General features: G+C 36.7%; 12 protein-coding genes, 10 tRNA genes and 1 rRNA gene. All 23 read left to right on the forward strand.

The window, feature by feature from the left end; all coding sequences use genetic code 11:
* Positions 1 to 101, forward strand: a 5S ribosomal RNA gene (gene rrf / locus J2Y67_RS26085); the annotation flags it as partial.
* A 14-nt stretch (positions 102 to 115) separates the two neighbouring features.
* Positions 116 to 190, forward strand: a tRNA-Asn gene (locus J2Y67_RS26090).
* Positions 191 to 216: 26 nt separating this feature from the next.
* Positions 217 to 289: transfer RNA gene (locus tag J2Y67_RS26095), tRNA-Thr, on the forward strand.
* Positions 290 to 312: 23 nt separating this feature from the next.
* A tRNA-Glu gene (locus J2Y67_RS26100) sits at positions 313 to 384 on the forward strand.
* 42 nt (positions 385 to 426) lie between these two features.
* Positions 427 to 502: transfer RNA gene (locus tag J2Y67_RS26105), tRNA-Val, on the forward strand.
* Between the two features lie 21 nt (positions 503 to 523).
* Positions 524 to 596 (forward strand) — tRNA-Thr (locus J2Y67_RS26110).
* Positions 597 to 611: 15 nt separating this feature from the next.
* Positions 612 to 696, forward strand: a tRNA-Tyr gene (locus J2Y67_RS26115).
* Between the two features lie 46 nt (positions 697 to 742).
* Positions 743 to 817 (forward strand) — tRNA-Gln (locus J2Y67_RS26120).
* 6 nt (positions 818 to 823) lie between these two features.
* Positions 824 to 896, forward strand: a tRNA-Lys gene (locus J2Y67_RS26125).
* A gap of 39 nt (positions 897 to 935) precedes the next feature.
* Positions 936 to 1,010, forward strand: a tRNA-Gly gene (locus J2Y67_RS26130).
* 12 nt (positions 1,011 to 1,022) lie between these two features.
* Positions 1,023 to 1,098, forward strand: a tRNA-Ala gene (locus J2Y67_RS26135).
* An 844-nt stretch (positions 1,099 to 1,942) separates the two neighbouring features.
* Complete coding sequence (gene rocF / locus J2Y67_RS26140; protein ID WP_310178871.1) at positions 1,943 to 2,839, forward strand: arginase; 897 nt, start codon at positions 1,943 to 1,945, stop codon at positions 2,837 to 2,839.
* Positions 2,840 to 3,250: 411 nt separating this feature from the next.
* Entirely contained in the window at positions 3,251 to 3,814 is a 564-nt protein-coding gene (gene sigW, locus J2Y67_RS26145) for an RNA polymerase sigma factor SigW (RefSeq protein ID WP_310178873.1), read from the forward strand.
* A 15-nt stretch (positions 3,815 to 3,829) separates the two neighbouring features.
* Positions 3,830 to 4,456: an anti-sigma factor gene (locus J2Y67_RS26150; protein WP_310178875.1), complete on the forward strand. Its 627-nt coding sequence runs from the start codon at positions 3,830 to 3,832 to the stop codon at positions 4,454 to 4,456.
* A gap of 134 nt (positions 4,457 to 4,590) precedes the next feature.
* Complete coding sequence (gene cdaA, locus J2Y67_RS26155) at positions 4,591 to 5,418, forward strand: diadenylate cyclase CdaA (RefSeq protein ID WP_310178877.1); 828 nt, start codon at positions 4,591 to 4,593, stop codon at positions 5,416 to 5,418.
* Positions 5,411 to 6,634 carry a CdaR family protein gene (locus J2Y67_RS26160; protein ID WP_310178882.1) on the forward strand — a complete coding sequence of 408 codons (1,224 nt, stop codon included), beginning with the start codon at positions 5,411 to 5,413 and terminating at the stop codon, positions 6,632 to 6,634. Before cdaA ends, J2Y67_RS26160 begins: the two co-directional genes overlap by 8 nt.
* Before the next feature lie 36 nt (positions 6,635 to 6,670).
* Entirely contained in the window at positions 6,671 to 8,020 is a 1,350-nt protein-coding gene (gene glmM, locus J2Y67_RS26165) for a phosphoglucosamine mutase (RefSeq protein WP_310178884.1), read from the forward strand.
* A 453-nt stretch (positions 8,021 to 8,473) separates the two neighbouring features.
* Positions 8,474 to 10,276, forward strand: coding sequence for a glutamine--fructose-6-phosphate transaminase (isomerizing) (glmS, locus tag J2Y67_RS26170; protein WP_310178885.1), 1,803 nt, complete (start codon positions 8,474 to 8,476; stop codon positions 10,274 to 10,276).
* 315 nt (positions 10,277 to 10,591) lie between these two features.
* Entirely contained in the window at positions 10,592 to 11,431 is an 840-nt protein-coding gene (locus tag J2Y67_RS26175; protein WP_310178887.1) for a TnsA endonuclease N-terminal domain-containing protein, read from the forward strand.
* 12 nt (positions 11,432 to 11,443) lie between these two features.
* Positions 11,444 to 13,621, forward strand: coding sequence for a Mu transposase C-terminal domain-containing protein (locus J2Y67_RS26180; protein ID WP_310178889.1), 2,178 nt, complete (start codon positions 11,444 to 11,446; stop codon positions 13,619 to 13,621).
* Positions 13,605 to 15,332 (forward strand): ATP-binding protein, encoded by a 1,728-nt coding sequence (locus tag J2Y67_RS26185; RefSeq protein ID WP_310178891.1) that lies wholly within the window; start codon positions 13,605 to 13,607, stop codon positions 15,330 to 15,332. Before J2Y67_RS26180 ends, J2Y67_RS26185 begins: the two co-directional genes overlap by 17 nt.
* 19 nt (positions 15,333 to 15,351) lie before the next feature.
* Entirely contained in the window at positions 15,352 to 17,298 is a 1,947-nt protein-coding gene (locus tag J2Y67_RS26190) for a TnsD family Tn7-like transposition protein (protein ID WP_310178893.1), read from the forward strand.
* Between the two features lie 52 nt (positions 17,299 to 17,350).
* Complete coding sequence (locus J2Y67_RS26195) at positions 17,351 to 19,204, forward strand: TnsD family transposase (protein WP_310178894.1); 1,854 nt, start codon at positions 17,351 to 17,353, stop codon at positions 19,202 to 19,204.
* Positions 19,205 to 19,909: the final 705 nt, after the last annotated feature.

The raw sequence follows: 19,909 nt of genomic DNA on the forward strand, positions 1-19,909 counted from the left end.
AGAAGGTCACACCCGTTCCCATACCGAACACGGAAGTTAAGCTTCTCAGCGCCGATGGTAGTTGGGGGCTGTCCCCCTGTGAGAGTAGGACGTTGTCAGGCTGTTATAAAATTATTCCGCAGTAGCTCAGTGGTAGAGCTATCGGCTGTTAACCGATCGGTCGTAGGTTCGAGTCCTACCTGCGGAGCCATTTTTATTTTTAAAAGAATTAGCTATGCTTCCATAGCTCAGTAGGTAGAGCACTTCCATGGTAAGGAAGAGGTCAGCGGTTCGAGCCCGCTTGGAAGCTTACCTAACATAAAATAGATTTTTGGCCCCTTGGTCAAGCGGTTAAGACACCGCCCTTTCACGGCGGTAACACGGGTTCGAATCCCGTAGGGGTCATCAAGGTTTTTTTACTTGTGTGAAAATAACTTTCATTATAATGGAGGATTAGCTCAGCTGGGAGAGCATCTGCCTTACAAGCAGAGGGTCGGCGGTTCGATCCCGTCATCCTCCACCATATTTAATTAGTTTGTACCATGCCGGTTTAGCTCAATTGGTAGAGCAACTGACTTGTAATCAGTAGGTTGGGGGTTCAAGTCCTCTAGCCGGCACTTTTTTATTTTGATGGAGGGGTAGCGAAGTGGCTAAACGCGGCGGACTGTAAATCCGCTCCCTCAGGGTTCGGCGGTTCGAATCCGTCCCCCTCCACCATTCATAATATAGAAAAAGTTGGACAAACTAAGTTACATCATATTGTTGGGCTATAGCCAAGCGGTAAGGCATCGCACTTTGACTGCGACATGCGTTGGTTCAAATCCAGCTAGCCCAGCCATAAGTTGAGCCATTAGCTCAGTTGGTAGAGCATCTGACTTTTAATCAGAGGGTCGAAGGTTCGAGTCCTTCATGGCTCATATTATTTGAAATTGACCAAGGGTCTTTACCTTTGAATTGCGGAAGTAGTTCAGTGGTAGAACATAACCTTGCCAAGGTGGGGGTCGTGGGTTCGAATCCCGTCTTCCGCTCCAAAATAATATATCGGGGTCTTAGCTCAGCTGGGAGAGCGCCTGCTTTGCACGCAGGAGGTCAGGGGTTCGATCCCCCTAGACTCCACCATCTACTACATAAACTATAAGCCTTAAATCAGATAATGATTTAAGGCTTTTTTATATTTAGGAAAGAACTATGTTTGATTGAAAAACCTCTTCTATATATAATTGGAGACAATATTAGCTAGAAAGCAGAAAAAAGTGTCGCTTATAAGCGCGATAGGCGACAAAACCAGGCCGAAAACAGCTAAAAGTGTCGCCTATAAGCCTGATAGGAGACAAAATAAAGCGGAAAACAGCTTAAAATGTCGCTTATAAGCGCGATAGGCGACAAAACCAAGCCGAAAACAGCTAAAAGTGTCGCTTATAAGCCTGATAGGAGACAAAATAAAGCGGAAAACAGCTAAAAGTGTCGCCTATAAGCCTGATAGGAGACAAAATAAAGCGGAAAACAGCTAAAAGTGTCGCCTAAAAGCGCGATAGGCGACAAAACCAAGCCGAAAACAGCTAAAAGTGTCACTTATAAGCCTGATAGGCGACAAAATCAAGCCGAAAACAGCTAAAAGTGTCGCCTAAAAGCGTGATAGGCGACAAAGCCAGGCCGAAAATAGCTAAAAGTGTCGTCTATGGCTTTCTTAGGTTCCTTGCCCCGAAGGTTTCAACCGGAACTGGCTCAAATCCGCCTAATCTTCAGAACGAAGCGCCAATTTAAACTCCAAGATTAAAACAACATTAAAAATTTTCCCAAAAGTCATAGCCATCCTCACAGGAACTTACGGAATAAACCTGCTAAACCCCATTAGATCAGTATTTACAGGCCCTCCCCGCATATATATACATAATTTTGTCGAGTTGAGTCATCTTAATGAAAGCGGTTAAAATAGGGATATAAAGGCTAGGAGGTAAAAGGGATGAAAAAGCTATCAATTATTGGGATGCCTATGGATTTAGGACAAATGAGAAGAGGAGTCGATATGGGGCCGAGTGCAATCCGCTACGCTGGGATTAACGAGCGCCTAAAACCTCTTTTTGATGAAGTACACGATTTAGGTGATATTCCAATTGGCAGACCTGAGGTAGTCGTAGATAAAGAATCAAATCTTCGTAATTTAGATTTAGTAGCAGAAAAAAATACATTACTTGCCGAGAAGGTGGACGAAGTCATCGAATCAGGATCTTTCCCACTCGTTCTTGGTGGAGATCATAGTATAGCAATCGGTACATTAGCAGGTGTAGCAAAACACTATAAAAATCTTGGTGTTATCTGGTATGATGCCCATGGTGATTTAAATACTGCAGAAACCTCTCCAACAGGAAATATTCATGGAATGCCATTAGCAGCAAGCTTAGGATTAGGACATCCACTGCTAACAGAACTTGGCGGTTATTGTCCAAAAATTAGACCGGAGAATGTTGTCATTATCGGTGCAAGAGCTCTTGATGACGGAGAGAAGGATTTAATCAAAGAAATCGGCATTAAAGTTTACACCATGCATGAAATTGATCGCCTAGGGATGACCAAGGTAATGGAAGAAACAATCGCCTATCTTAAAGAAAGAACAGATGGTGTTCATTTATCATTAGACTTAGATGGTCTAGATCCAAGTGATGCACCAGGAGTTGGAACACCAGTAATGGGTGGAATCAGTTACCGTGAAAGCCATCTTGCAATGGAAATGCTGGAAGAATCCAAAATCGTAACTTCAGCGGAATTTGTTGAAGTAAATCCTATTCTAGATGAGAAAAACAGAACAGCCACTTGTGCGGTAGCATTAATGGGTTCATTATTTGGCGAAAAACTATTATAAAAAGCAGCCTCGGCTGCTTTTTTTATTTTAAGAGAAGCGTATAAAATTTCGACTTCGAGAATTGTCCAGCTTCAGCGCCCTGCGTCTAGTGTCCTTCGCTCATCTCCCTACGATAAGTCAACATCGATTCGCTCCGCTCATCGTGTTTCCTTTATCTCAGTCGATGAGCTCCACAAGGAAAGCTTCGACAGCATCAGCATCGCAGGAAGGAAAAGCGTTAGCTTTTTCGAGGAGGCCATACGCCGCAAAACGGGCGCTTGCGCTTTTATTTTTCTAACAAAATCAGTTTCCGCGCGCGTTTAGTAAATTTTTGTTAATATTAAAGGTATTGAGAAGTTTTTCGTTCAAAACGAAACTTTTTCGCTATCGATTCGTAGTATCGTATAGCCGCATCAGAGCGGAGGTAAATAGATGGAAGCGGTCATTAAAAAGAGAATTAAGCAAGTATTAAAGGGAGACCAAGAAGCATTTGCCGATATTGTTGAGATTTATAAGAATAGTGTGTACCAGCTTTGTTTCCGAATGATTGGAAACCGGCATGAGGCAGAAGATCTTGCCCAAGAAGCTTTTCTACGTGCTTATATGAATATTCGTACTTTTAATCAAGATTTAAAATTTTCAACCTGGCTTTTTCGCATTGCAACGAATCTTTGTATTGATCGCATTCGAAAAAAGAAGCCGGATTACTATTTAGATGCAGAAGTAGCTGGAACGGAAGGGCTTACCATGTATTCACAAATTCCTTCGCCGGCAAAACCCCCCGAGAGCGAAGTGGAAAGCTTAGAGCTCCATGAAACGGTCCAAAAGGAAATTTTAAAACTGCCTGAAAAATATCGCTCAGTCATTGTCTTAAAATATATTGAAGAAATGTCATTAAAAGAAATTAGTGAAATTCTCGACATGCCCTTAGGTACAGTTAAAACGAGAATTCATCGCGGGCGGGAAGCTTTACGGCAACAATTACGTTATGTGTGATAAGAGGTGAGACGGTTGAAATGTCCAGAACAAATCATTGAATTAATGCATGATTCTTTAGATGAAGAGATCACACCAGAAAATAAAATCATTCTAAGAGAACACCTCCAAGGCTGTAAAGAGTGTGGAACCCTGTTTAATGAATTAAAAAAGACAGTTGCTTTTGTGAAAAGCACCTCAAATATGCAGGCACCGCACGACTTTACAGCCAAGGTCATGGCAAAACTTCCAAAAGAAAAGAAAAAAGTGGGTATGGAACGCTGGTTGAAAAATCATCCTTTATTGGCTGCCGCATCCCTGTTTATTGTTTTAATGGTAGGAAGTTTGTTTTCAACCTGGAATCAGAACCGCGAATTTTCTGTTTCGAAACAAAAGAATTTGATTGTCCAAAACAATACCGTCATTGTCCCTAAAGGCGAAGTTGTAAAGGGGGATGTCATTGTTCGAAATGGTAAATTAAAGATTGAAGGGGAAGTTCAGGGAGATGTTACAGTCATTAATGGGGAAAAATATATGGCTTCAGCCGGGCATGTAACAGGTAAAATCGAAGAAGTGAATGAGGTTTTTGATTGGATCTGGTATTATATGAAAAAGACTGCACATGATGTGGTGAACGTGTTTGATCAAAACGAAACGAAGTAGAAAATAAATCACTCCGATCCCGAGTGATTTGTTTTTCTATGATACTACATATAATAGGTACAAGCTGGATTTATGTTATAATAACAAGGGTTTAGATTTCAAGGATTCTTATGTAAAATTACGGAGGAAGAACAATGCCGTTTGCCGATTTCACAGTATGGAAGTATTTAGCTAGTATTGTTGATATTCTCCTTGTGTGGTATGTCATTTACAAGCTGATTAATGTTATAAGGGGAACAAAGGCTGTCCAACTACTCAAAGGAATTTTGGTCATTCTTCTTGTTCGAGTAGTCAGTGAGTATTTTGGCTTAAAAACATTAAGCTGGATGATGCAACAGGCCATTAACTGGGGATTTCTAGCGATTATTATTATATTTCAGCCTGAACTTAGAAGAGCACTTGAACAGCTGGGCAGGGGACGGTTTTTCTCAAGAAGCGGCAATCCAGATGATGATGATCCGGAGAAAACTGTTACAGCCATTATTAAAGCAACAGATTACATGGCAAAACGTCGAATTGGGGCATTAATTTCGATTGAAAAAGAAACCGGAATGGGTGATTACATTGAAACGGGGATTCCATTAGATTCAAAAATTTCCTCTGAATTACTCATTAATATTTTTATCCCTAATACACCTCTCCATGACGGGGCGGTCATTATTCAAAAAAATAATGTATCCGCAGCGGCTTGTTACCTGCCATTATCCGAGAGTCCTTTTATTTCAAAGGAGCTGGGTACAAGACACCGGGCAGCACTCGGAATTAGTGAGGTAACAGATAGCATCACAGTGGTAGTTTCTGAGGAAACGGGAGGAATATCTCTCACAAAAAACGGAGAACTTCACCGAGATTTAAATGCCGATGAGTTTAAGGAATTATTATTGAGCGAATTATTAGTAAATAACAAAGTCAAACAGGCTTCTTCAGCTCGTTGGAACTGGAGGGGGAAGAAAAATGGATAAACTGATGGATAATCGGTGGTTTATTAAAATTCTTGCATTGGTTTTAGCGGTTCTGCTTTATTCATCCGTTCCCCATACTGGAAACAGTAAGTTTACTGATGTGAATGTACCAGGTGAGCAAACCACCGAAACCCTTAGTGATGTACCCGTAAAGGTTTACTATGATACGGAAAATTTAGTCGTCTCAGGGATCCCAAACACAGTGAAGGTAAAGTTACAGGGACCGGTAACTCATATTCAAAATGCAAAAGTATTAAGGAATTTTGAAGTATATGTAGATTTAACAAATGCAAAGATTGGCCATCAGACCGTAAAATTGAAGATAAAAGGTTTATCGGATAAATTAAAGGCTACCATCAAGCCATCACGTGTGAATGTCTCCATCCAGGAGAAAATTACACAGGAATATAACGTGGATACTGAATTTAACCATAATTTGCTGCAAGAAGGTTTTGCAGCAGGGCAGCCGGTTGTTGAGCCAAATAAAGTAAAAATTACCGGGGCAAAAAATTTAATTGATCGGATTAGCTATGTAAAAGCAACACTCAATGTTAAAGACCAGATTAATCAAACGATTACACAGGAAGCGAATGTCCAGGTTCTTGATCGTGACCTAAATAAGTTAGACGTAGAGGTTGATCCAGGAACAGTAAAGGTAACGATTCCTGTTAAGGATATAAGTAAAAAGGTTCCGATTGATATAAAACAAATTGGAACACCGCCAAGTGGAGTCACCATTGATTCCATCACCTTAGATAAACCGGAGGCAGTGATCATTGGAAGTGAGCATGCTTTAAAAAATGCCCATGTCCGCGTTGAGGTGGATGTAAGTAAAATAGATGACAATACGACACTCGATTTACCAGTTATCATTTCGAATGGAATCACAAAAGTATCGCCGGATATGGTGAAAGCAACCATTGCCGTAAAAAAACAAGATGAGAAAACCATTTCGGGTATTCCGTTAAAAATTCTTGGTGAATCTGCCCAGTATTCTGCGGAAGTAAACAATCCCGAAAATGTCGATTTAATGGTTAATGGTCCAAGTTCCACGGTAGAGAAATTAAAAGCGAAGGATTTTAATATTTTTATCGATGTGTCCAAACTTAAGCAAGGGGACCATAATGTAAAAATTCAAGTAGAGGGGCCTTCAGAGGTAAACTGGGAGCTTGATCAATCATCAGCAAATGTCACAATAATTAAAAACAACGCATAGATCCTGCAATATATTTATGAAGGAGCGATTTTAATAATGGGAAAATATTTCGGTACCGATGGCGTACGCGGAGTTGCAAATAGTGAATTAACACCTGAATTTGCCTTTAAGTTAGGGCGTTTTGGTGGATATGTTTTAACAAAGGACAAGGACCGCCCTAAAGTCATTATTGGCCGTGACACACGTATCTCAGGCCATATGCTGGAAGGGGCTCTTGTTGCCGGCTTACTGTCCATTGGTGCAGAAGTAATGAGACTGGGGGTTATTTCTACTCCTGGTGTCTCTTATTTAACAAAAGCGTTAGGGGCCCAGGCGGGAGTCATGATTTCCGCCTCTCATAACCCAGTAGCAGATAACGGAATTAAGTTTTTTGGTCCTGATGGTTTTAAACTTTCGGATGAACAAGAATTAGAAATTGAAAAGCTAATTGATTTACCGGAGGATCAATTACCAAGACCAGTTGGCTCCGATTTGGGGCAGGTAATGGACTATTTCGAAGGTGGACAAAAATATCTTCAATACTTAAAACACACGGTAGATGAAGACTTTTCCGGAATTCATATTGCCTTAGATTGTGCACACGGAGCGACATCCTCGCTTGCAACGCATCTATTTGCCGATCTTGATGCAGATTTATCGACCATGGGAGCGTCTCCCAATGGACTGAATATTAACGCCGGTGTCGGCTCAACCCATCCTGAGGCCTTGGCTCAATTGGTAAGGGAAAAGAATGCTGATGTGGGCTTATCGTTTGATGGGGATGGAGACCGTTTGATTGCGATTGACGAAAAGGGAAATATCGTGGACGGCGACCAAATTATGTACATATGTGGAAAGTACATGAAGGAACATGGACGTTTAAAACATGGTACGATTGTTTCAACCGTCATGAGTAATCTTGGTTTTTATAAGGCGCTTGAAAGCCATGGAATCAAAAGCGTTCCTACAGCAGTAGGAGATCGTTATGTGGTAGAAGAAATGAAGAAAAGCGGCTACAATCTAGGCGGAGAGCAATCAGGCCATATTATTTTCCTTGACTATAACACAACAGGTGACGGTTTATTAACGGGCTTACAATTAGTCAATATTATGAAGGCAACTCATAAGCCACTATCCGAGTTAGCTGATGAAATGAAGAAGTTCCCGCAGAAGCTTGTTAACGTAAGAGTTATAGACAAACACCATGTAACAGATAATGGAAAAGTTAAGGCAGTTATTGAGCAGGTCGAGGCAGAAATGGCAGGCGATGGCCGAGTGCTTGTCCGTCCATCAGGAACTGAACCACTTGTCCGGGTAATGGTCGAGGCACCAACGGAAGAACTTTGTGAATCCTACGTAAATCGAATTGTTACGGTTGTTAAAGAAGAAATGGAATTAAAAGAATAGTCTATTTTATATGCATAAGGGAACCTTACCAGCCCTTATGCATATTTTATTATGTATGATTTTCCACTTGTAAAATAAATGCCAAAATTCCTTTATCTTCCTAGTTGACGGAAATCTTGAATTCAGGTAAGATTGATTTGCTTTGTAGTAGAAGCATATTCTATTAGGGAAAGGTGGATAGTGGTTGAAAATATTTTAAAGCGCCTGAACTAATTCATGGTGAGTTGGATTAGTTGACGAGGAGGAGGTTTATCGAAATGTTCGGCGGATACCTCCCGGTTGCGATGCACAACCGTCAGTTCTTCTTTAAAACATATGGGGCAACCCGTTGCACAAAGAGAAGAGAATGCACACATATTAAAAGGTATAGACAGATACCTAAAAAACGGAGATAAGGGGGCAAGGTGAGCCTCCAAGCATTCTTGCCCCCTGTATCAGGGAGGAAAGATTATTATGTGTGGAATTGTTGGATATATTGGAAATAAAGACTCAAAAGAAATTTTATTAAAAGGCCTCGAAAAGCTTGAATATCGCGGATATGATTCAGCAGGTATTGCGCTTCAGAACGAGAACGGGATTCGTGTATTTAAAGAAAAAGGCCGTATCGCAGATTTGCGGAAGATTGTGGATGAAAAGGTATCAGCTCATATCGGAATTGGGCATACTCGTTGGGCAACTCATGGAGTACCAAGCAAAACAAATTCCCATCCCCATCAAAGTGCTTCGGACCGTTTTACGCTTGTACACAATGGTGTGATTGAGAATTATGATCTCTTAAAGCGCGAATATCTTTCAAATGTTGAGTTTAAAAGTGAAACAGATACGGAAGTTATTGTTCAGTTGATTGAGTTGTTTGTAACCGAAGGCTTAACGGTTTTAGAAGCATTTCGTAAAACGTTAACTCTTTTACATGGTTCCTATGCACTTGCCTTGTTAGATGCACAAAATCCTGAAACCATTTATGTTGCAAAGAATAAAAGCCCGCTTCTTGTTGGTTTAGGAAATGGCTTTAATGTCGTTGCAAGTGATGCGATGGCGATGTTACAAGTAACAGACAAATATGTGGAAATCATGGACAAAGAAGTTGTTATTGTAACAAAAGATGAAGTGACGATTCAAAACCTATCCGGAGAATCCATTAACCGCAATCCATATAAAGCAGAGCTGGATGCAAGTGATATTGAGAAGGGTACTTATCCACATTACATGTTAAAAGAAATTGATGAGCAGCCACTTGTGATGCGTAAGATCATTCAAACGTATCAAAATGAACAAGGAGAACTATCTTTAGACCCTGAAATCATCAGCGCCATGAACGATAGTGACCGTGTCTATATTGTCGCAGCAGGAACTTCCTATCATGCGGGTCTTGTCGGAAAACAGCTCATTGAAAATATGGCTAAAATTCCAGTAGAAGTTCATATTGCCAGTGAATTTGTCTATAATATGCCGCTGTTATCGAAAAAGCCGTTGTTTATCTTCATTACACAGAGTGGAGAAACAGCCGACAGCCGTGCTGTACTTGTGAAAGTAAAAGAAATGGGTTATCGTACGTTAACGATTACAAATGTTCCTGGCTCAACGCTTTCTCGTGAAGCGGATTATACACTATTGCTCCATGCCGGTCCTGAAATTGCTGTTGCGTCTACGAAGGCATATACAGCCCAAATCGCTGTGCTTTCCATACTGGCTGAGGTAACGGCAAAAAGCCAAAATATCACAGTTGATTTTGATCTGGTGTATGAACTAGGAATTATTGCAAACGCAATGCAAGTTCTATGTGGCTCAAAAGAGCTGTTTGAGCATATCTCAAGAGAATTCTTATCGGTAACACGCAATGCCTTCTTTATCGGCCGCGGAGTTGACTATTATGTCTGCTTAGAAGGATCCTTAAAGTTAAAGGAAATTTCCTATATTCAAGCAGAAGGCTTTGCCGGCGGAGAATTAAAGCATGGAACGATTGCTTTAATTGAAGAAGGAACACCGATTATTGCTCTAGCTACACAAGAAAGTGTAAACCTAAGCATTCGCGGAAATGTGAAGGAAGTTGTTGCCCGCGGAGCAAACCCATGCATCATTTCGATGAAGGGTCTAAATATGGACGAAGACAGCTTCGTCATTCCGGAAGTACATGAATTACTAACACCACTTATCTCTGTTATACCATTACAATTAATTGCCTACTACGCAGCCCTTCACCGTGATTGCGACGTGGATAAACCACGTAACTTAGCAAAATCGGTAACGGTTGAATAAAGAAGGCGATATATAAACTATTTATGTTAACTGACATTTATGTTGGTAACTAGACATTATTGTTGGTAACTGAGTAATAATGTTAGTAACTGGCTACTATTGATTTTTATTATTTAATGTTGTTATAATGAACAAAAAAACCCAGAGGTTGTATAAATGTTGAGTTTATTTTGCATTAAAAAAAATAATCAACAATTTAATAAATTTCTAAAAAAAGCTCCGCCCATTTAGGGCGGAGCTTTTTTTAAATTGTCCTCTATCGAGTCGTTTTTAATTCTTTGAAAATATATATTGAAATAAAAGGAGATGGTGTATATGTCAAAAAAAGGAGAACGTATTGTCAAATTTCAATCAAATAGAATAAAAAATGGTTACGGGCAAGGCACGGGTGAGAATTATAAACCTTTTATTCAAGCTCATGACAATAAAGTGGCTTCAGACGGTTGGATAACTCGCCATAAAGGTTGGAAGACGAAAAGAACTCACCATACATTATCAAATCATGAAAGAAATTATCTTTATTATTTGGAATGGTTGGATGAGGTTGTTGATATAAGGGAACAATTTCCATTATTTCCAATGAAGAGAACAGAAGAAATTGCTGACCAGTTAGGAATAAAACATGCACATTATGATAATGTCCCGGTAGTAATGACAACAGATTTTGTAATTACATTAAGGACTCCTAATGGCTTAATTGATGTAGTTCGGACAGTTAAACCCGGAAATAAACTTGATAATCGAACATTGGAGTTATTTGAAATTGAAAGACGATTTTTTAATGAACAAGGCATTAATTGGGAAATAATTACTGAATGTAAACTTCCTAAAACTTTGATAAAAAATGTGGAGTGGATGTGTGAAGCGAGGTATTTAGACACTAGATCAGGTATTGATGAAGAAGTAGTGGATTTTATTAATAAGCCTCTATTTAGGAATATTTCTAAAGATGAGGGTGAGACATCTATAAGCAAAATTTGTCTTCGAAGCGATAAAGAGTTTGGATTAGAATCAGGGTCATGTATGTTTATTCTCCAATACATGCTTGCAAACAAAAAATGGAGAACTGATATGAACATCCCAATTATTGAATCTAAGCCATTAAAAATTTCCAGTTTAGAATATCAAACTAAAAGAAGTAAAGAGATTGGATAGGAGTTGATAAATTTGTTGATTGTTGAAAATGTGATTCTCCAACAACTCGATTTGGATCTAAATCAAGAATCTCTACACCGTGTACTTTGGATTTCATCGGATCAAGAATATGTTGTTCTTATGGATATCACTGATAAGAAAAATATGAAGTATCCATTTTTTCGAAAGTATGAAGAAATAATAAATGAATTAAAGGAAGGACAACTTAAAACTCTAGAAATAAATCCTGATCTAAGACTAATTTCTCCAGATGAGGAGTATTTAAATAAATATAGGGCTAGAAGAGATGCAAAATGGGAGGTAATAAAGGATATTGTTTTTCAAGAGCCTGATATTTATATGTCAGAAAAACGAGGGCCTTTAGTTTCTAAGGTCGAAGATAGTACTGGCAAGAAAAGAAAGGTTATTTATGAGACCCTTAAAAAATATTGGTTTTACGGAAAATCAATTAATGGTCTTTTATCTGATTATTTTGATTGTGGTGCACCAGGGAAACCAAGAAATATAACGAGAAAAACTGGTCCACGTTCAGCGGATGGAAATGTTTTTATTGTAACGGAAAAAGATAAAGAGATATTTAAAAAAGCAATTAAATTATTCCATGAAGAAGGAGGTATGGATATCCTTGAAACACATCAACATATGTGTGAAAAGTGGTATAGTCCGGGGAAAGTCCGTGAGCAGGGGGTGTTGGTCCCAATTGTAAAGCCTGAAAAATCACCTACAGTTAAACAATTTAGGACTTGGTACAAAAAAACTTATTCAAAGTATGAAAGGCATTCAAAAAGAAGAGGAAAAAGAAAAGCTGAAATGGAGGTACGGGCTTTATTGGGGAATGCTGGAGAACTTGCAACAAGTGTGGGAGCAGTATTTGAAATTGATTCAACTCCAGCCGATATTATTCTAGTTGCAGAAGATAGAAAAACGATATTAGGTTCACCAACTTTATACATGGTAAAAGATGTATTTAGTCGTTTAATTGTAGGATTTCATGCAACATGGTCTCATGCTTCATCAGTAGAGCAAATGGTTGCTATAGAAAATACTGCAACAAATAAAGTAGAATTTTGCCGAAGATATGGGATTGATATTGAAGAAAGTGATTGGCCTTGTGCACATCTTCCACGTATGATTGTTGGTGACAGAGGGGAGTTAAAAGCAAAGATGTCAGAAAATCTTGTTAATATCAATGTTGATGTAGCTAATGCTCCATCATATAGAGGTGACTTAAAACCCTTTATTGAACAACATTTTAGATTAACTAATATGAAGATAAGAGCACTCTTTTCTAGGTTTGGGGCAAAACCTCCAAAATTAATAGAGCGTGGAGATAAAGATCCAGCGAGAAATGCAGTATTGACCATTTTTGAGTTTACACAATTCATGATCATGTTTATCCTCACTTACAATAAGAGTGCACTACCTAAGGATTATGTTGTGACAAAGGAGATGTTTGAAGATAAAGTTGAGCTTACTCCATTGGGTGTATGGAATTGGGGTAGGGGAAAGAAACTTTTACATGAAAAACCTCGCGATTTATTGCGTTATAACTTACTCCCTAAGGAAGGTGCAACAGTAACGAGATCGGGGATTAAATGGCAAGGGATGTGTTATGCAAGTCCTCGTGGAATTAAAGACGGTTGGTTTGTAGAAGAAAGTATTGATGGTGAGAAGCAAATAACCATTTCTTATGATCCAAGGAATGTTAGTAGTATTTTTATAAGGTTAAAAGATGGAAGCCTAGAGCAATGTGTTCTTACGGATAAATTTAAAGAATATGACGGGCTACATTTAGAGGATGTAAAGGCCATAATGAAATATAAGAAAGATCAATTAAATCAGAATAAAAGGGAAGAAAAACAACATAAAGCTGTATTAAATGCTTTTTCAAAAAAATTAGCTCAAAATGCAAAGAATGAAACAAAAACTGCTACTGAAGGTATGAGTACTTATGAAAGACAGAAAGACAAAAGGGAAACTAGAAAGGCAGAAGCTAGATCAAAAGGAAGTGAGGATGCTTGGACAGTTCCTAAGCATACCGAATTGAATACTCCTCTAGAGTCAAAAGCGGAGGTAGTTCCATTCCCGAAGCAAGTCCAGGTCAGCGAAGTAGAAGGACTAAGTGAAGTTCAAAAACTTTTTAGTGAAAAACTGAATAGAAGGAGAAGGAACCGTGAATCTGTGGAATGAAGGGATAGAAAGCCTGAAAGGAATTCATTGTAAGGCTGAATATAAGGAACAAATTGTTTCAAGTAATAAGGGGAATCCTTTTATCGAAGCACTTCCTAACAGATTAGGGCTAGAACAATTTTTTGATACCCTTAATTCTTTACCAGAGTATGAATCTAGTCATTTAGAGTTAGACGTAGAAGACAGACTTGAACTTGTTCAACAAATAAAACCGAGTTTCTGGGTGCCACTTCCAAATCATTATGATAAGTATAGAGGATTATACAACATGATAAAAATTGGCTATCAATCAAGAAACCCAATTACATCTATTTACAATCGCCAATTTGCAATTGGTTGGGATAAAATTTTTGAAAGTGGTCTAGATGAAAATGGAGCAAATATTGCAGGTAACATACAGACTGCACAAAGTGTTGCAGAAATAGGGATAAGCGGGATTGGCAAAAGCAAAGTTTACGAAAGAATATTAAAACGACTTTTCCCACAAGTTATTCACCATAGTGAATATAGAGAAAAAAAATTACTAATGACACAAGTAGTTTGGTTAAATATAGAGTGCCCAAGTGGAAAATCCATTGGAGCACTATGTAAGAACTTCTATGATAAAGTAGATGAATTATTGGGAAGTAATTTTTATCATAAATATGGTGAAAAAGCGGGTAATACAGATACTTTAGCTAAACGAATGGTTAAAGTAGCAGCACAAATTAATTTAGGTGTATTAGTAATTGATGAAATTCAAAATGTGCATAAGGCTCACTCAGGTGGTGATGAACGAATGATTAACTTCATCACTGAAATAGTTAATACAATTGGTGTACCTGTAATTATTATTGGTACCTTTAAAGCTTTATACCTTTTTAAAAAATCTTTAGCTAACTCAAGACGGGGTATACCAGATTGTTATAGTGAAAACATTATGGCGCTACTAACAGAAGAAAGCTGGGAATGGAACGAACTAATCAAAAGTCTTTGGGATCAACAATATACTACAAATTTCACTCCACTAACAGATGATCTTAAGCATGCAATGTACTACCACTCATTAGGAATACCTGACATTGCAGTTAAATTATTTATGCATGTACAAGCCAAGGCTATTATAAATGGGGGCGATGAAAAGATTACAAAGGACCTTATAGGAGAGGTTGCTTCCAAAACCCTAAGACTTTTACATGATAAATTTAATAAAATTAGAAATGGAACGTTAGAAATAAATGAACTGGATGATATTGAACCAGATTGGGTCTCATTTAATGAATATTTAAAGGAAGCAGCCCATCGTGTCACTGTGCATGGAGAATTAGCTGAAAATCATGCACGCTCTATACAGCAAAGAGATAAAGAGACTGTTCTAAAAGAATTAGTAAAATTCGCTTTAAATTTAGTATCTAATCCTGAACTAGCGGAATACTTGGCTAACTCAGTATATGGGGCAAGTGATGGAATGGCGGACAAGCAATGGATGTTTGCACAACTTGCTCAAATGGCATTAGAGACTAAAGGAATGTACACAAGTACAAATGAAAAACAAGAAGCCACTTCACTACCAAAACAAAGGAAATCAAAGAAGACAAAACCTTTACTTGAGGAAAATGATATCCGTTACATTGTAAAACATGGTTTAAAAAAGGGATTATCGACAGAAGAGGCTTTAGAGGAAGCCAATTTAATTAGAGAATGTGATGAGTTACTAAGATTTTGCAATTAAGTTTGCGAGGGGGAAGCTTATGAAAAAGCTATTATATTTTCCAGAAGGATATCCTGATGAGGATTTTCGGAGTATAGTTTATCGATATCATATACGGTCAGATAATATTGGTATAAAGGAGAGCAGAAAAGAACTCTTTAATATGTCCTCTAATAGCTTAGGGCACTTGCCTAGAAATTTACAATTTTTTTTAAGTAAATTACCTTACGGAAGTAAAGTGTTAGTAGAAGATATTTTTGATCATACATGGTTTCCATTGTTGAAACCCTTTATTACTAAAGAAAGGTTATCGATAATAAATAATGACATAATGAACGGAACGAATATGTATTCCAATTATGCTGGTAAACTAATGAGTTCAAGAAATGTATCAATTTTTTCTAATGAAATCAGATATTGTTTAGAATGCATGAAGACAGATGATGAAAAATATGGAGAATGTTATGTGCATTTACAACATCAATTAGCATTTATTAATTTTTGCCACCAGCATAATTCGAAATTACTGGTAAGATGCCCGAAATGCGGAAAAAATTTTTTTAAAAAAAAGGATCTGCATCTAACTGTCACCCCCTGTTGTACCAATACTTATGAAAAAATAGACGAAACTTTAGATATCCAGTTCAAAAAAACATTACTATCCGAATTTGTCTTTTTTAAGGAACATGCAAAGTTAATGAGTAATGATACTTTATATCAAAAGATTATAATAATCCTTGGTATAAAGGGTTATATCAGTTTTAGCGGAATGATTGATAGATCAAGGATTATAGACGATTTTCTGAAATTTTATGAAAATAAAATACTTGAATCGGTAGGATTCGATAAGGATATAGTCTTTTCAAAAAGTAGCTCTGGCAGGCTTTTAAATCAGAGTGAAATGGTGAATTATATTCTATTTTATTTTTTGCTAATAATTTTTTTAACTGGTTCAATAAAAAACTTTATTGAACATTCTGAAGTTTTTTCAATAACACTGCCTTTTGGTTCTGGTCCTTGGAATTGCTATAATCCAATATGTCCCTGTTTTGAACAAAAACCAATCCAGCGTTGTGAACGAAAGAAAAATGGGGATAATTTCATAGGATTGTTTTTATGTCCAGTGTGTGGATTTAAGTATTCACGTGAGTGGAAAAAAGGTACTACACAAGAAAATAATAATTATTCAGTGAAGTCAAGAGGATATTTGTGGATGAGTAAAGTATATGAGTTGTATGGAACCGGATATAAATGTCCAGAAATCGCAAAGATTGTTAAAGCTGACACTGAAACAGTAAGGCGTTATTTAAATAAAGTAAAGAACTCACAATCCGATTTTATTCAAAGCTTAATGAGAAGTACGGGTCAAGATTTAAACAAGAGCTTTAGTTTGTATGAGACTTATACTGAAGTTGCAGCTACCAAAATTAAAGAAGATACTTTTGAAGTAAGAGAAAAATATAGAAAAAGGATATTAGAATTAAAAAGATCTAAAATTGATTTAAAACGAATGGATGCACATAAGGAGCTTAGGAAAGAATATTTATGGCTTTTAGCAAATGATGCCGACTGGTTTAATAGGGTTTTACCTCCTATGGATCTAACAAAAATTGATTATTCTAAGTTGGATGAAGAGATGAAATATAAGATAAAAGTTGCTGCGAAAAAAGTTTATAGTTCTAATCCAGCTAGGAGAATAGGAAAACATTTGATTATAAATGTATTAGACGAAAAAGAAAAGAATCGGATACTTGCTTATTTGTCTAAATTGCCCAAAACAAAACAAATACTTGAGTCACATATAGAGAGTATTGATGACTATCAAGTACGGAATGTGCCTTATATAGTATCAAAACTTAAATCATACGGCTATAAAAATATAACATTTAACAGTATTCGTGATTATAATAAAACATATCGCAAGTGTAAAGAAGAAACAATTAAAAGAATTGAAAAAGTGTTAGAAGAATTAACTAGAGATAATTAGATAAGGGAAATTATGGGTAATATATTATTATTAAACCGATGGAGTGAAAGTAATGATATTATTCCCATTTCTTTATGAGGATGAGCTTTTGTACAGTATTTTAGCAAGGTATCATTTGTATTCAGGAAATGAAAATACAAAGACGACAATGAATGATTTGTATGGCTCAGAAACCATATGTGCTTCCACAATATTACCCACTAGCTTAAAACTAATTTGTGAGAGATTACCTACCCCTAATGCCTATACTTCGGAGTATTTAATAAATAGACATACCTTATTACCTTACTATGCTCCTTTTATTCCAAAAGAAAGATATCTAGAGTTAATGGAAATAATGAGTGAAAGTAATGGGAAATCCCTTTTCATGAAATTAGGAAAAACAGCAAGTACAGTGAAGAGTCCAGATTTTTTGAGATATTGTCTGCAGTGTGTGGAAGAAGAAAAAGTAGCAAATGAAGAATCATATTGGCATCGAGTTCATCAAGTTGAAGGTGTGATGATCTGCCCAAAACACAGTTCAATTCTTAAAGAATCGAACGTAATGTACTCCGAAAGGAAGAACAAACATGAGTTCATTTCTATTAAAAAAAGTGTTCACGAAAATGATTCGGATGTATGTAGGGAACATCATAGCTTTTTTGAGCATTTAAAGTTTATTTCCGATCAGACTTTTTATCTTCTAAACAATAATATATATCCATTTGGATTAGAAAACTTAAAAAACTTTTATATTATAAGGTTAAAGCAAGAAGGGTTAGTTTCAGTTTCGGGTAGAATTAAATGGGTTGACTTAATCCCTAAGTTTAACGAATTCTACGGTGTAACACTATTAAAAAAGTTAAATTGTTATATTTCAAAAGATGAAGAAGATACATGGTTACATAAGATGTTAAGAAAACCAAGAGGAAGTGCTCACCCTTTAAGACATATTTTGTTATTGAGTTTTTTGGGGGAAACTGTATCCTCTCTAAAGGATAAAATTAGCAATACTACGTTTGAACCATTTGGAAGTGGCCCTTGGCCATGTCTAAATAAAGCAGCTGACCATTATAAAAGGTCTGTCATCACTAAATGTTTTATTACAAGGGATTATAAGACAAGCAACCCAGTTGGTACTTTTTCATGTGAATGTGGATTTGAATATTCAAGACGAGGCCCTGATCTGTATGAAAATGACCGTTATAAGATAGGGCGAATAAAGTCCTTTGGTTCGGTATGGGAACAAAAGCTTCAGGAACTATCGAAACAAGAGCTATCATTAAGAAGTAAAGCCATTATACTTGGTGTAGACCCAATGACTGTAAAGAGGAAGTTAAGTGCCAATGAGCAAAGTAATGAAGATATAAAACAAGATACATGCACCCAGGGATACAGAAGAGAATGGACTGATTTAATTGAAAATAATAAAAAAACTATTACTGAAATAAGGTCTATAAATCCTAAATTATATATGTGGCTTTATAGAAATGATAAAGAATGGCTTTTAAAGCATTATCCTTTAGTAACAAAGAGTAAAAAAACATTTAATTTAAGAATTGATTGGGAAAAACGTGATGAAATTATTTCAATGCAGGTTGAAACAGTTATAAAGGAAATCATAGAAGCAGATGAATTGAAAAGGGTAACTAAAAATGAAATTGGTAGGAGGATTAAAGATTTGTCATTGGCTTCACTGTACAAAAATATAGACAAGTTACCAAGGACTAAAAAACTGTTAGACCTTTATGTGGAGTCAATAGAACAATTTCAGATTAGAAGAATTAAGCACATTGTTTTAAATATGAAAAAAACAAGTGTGTACATTAAGGAATGGGAAGTAGTTAGACAAGCAGGTTTAAAGAAAAAGGATGTCGAAAAACTAAATAATATTATTAAACAAGTAATAGAAGATGTTCCAAAATGACAAACGCATTCAAGAAAATAGAAGAGGAATGGATTAAGTAAGAAAGAAAAAAAGATATTAACTCGATTTACCTGGAACAATACTCCAAAGGTATTCTACATGCCTTAATCTATTTTTTCAATTCGTAGCAATGAGGGCATTGTTCTAATAGTTTTTTGGATTGTTTTTGAAACATTCTGTTCCCATCATCGTAAAAAATAGTATTAATTTTTTGGGGGGAATAAAAGTGAAATTCTTAAGTTATATAATTCCACTAATAATAACTATTTCTGGGGCTGTAATTCCCGTCAATGCACTAAATTCGAAAACTAATTTAGGAAGAACTTTTTTTACCGATGAAAAAAATAAAAGTTAGATATTTTAACACTGTATTATTATCATTTATTATGGCGTTTGCATTCTCATATTTCTATCTTGTTATAAATGATTACGGCCATTGGAATGTACCACCTCTGACATAGTTTTTACCACCGAATGATAAAGAATGTACCAAAGAATGACAGACTGTTTACCACTGCCATCTATCGCAAAATGTTATAAAAAATTGATTGACTTTCAATAAAATCAGTCTTCTGTAAACGGTCCAGATTAACTCTTGTATTACGTAGTAGACGCAAAATGCGACATAAAAAATAAGGAGTAACCTACTCCTTTTTGGATGGAAGTTGTCAGCCACCTTCTATGCAAGTAGCAGATGAACTTCCT

This window comes from Neobacillus niacini (genome assembly GCF_031456445.1).
In the GTDB taxonomy this organism is placed as follows: domain Bacteria; phylum Bacillota; class Bacilli; order Bacillales; family Cytobacillaceae; genus Neobacillus; species Neobacillus niacini_I.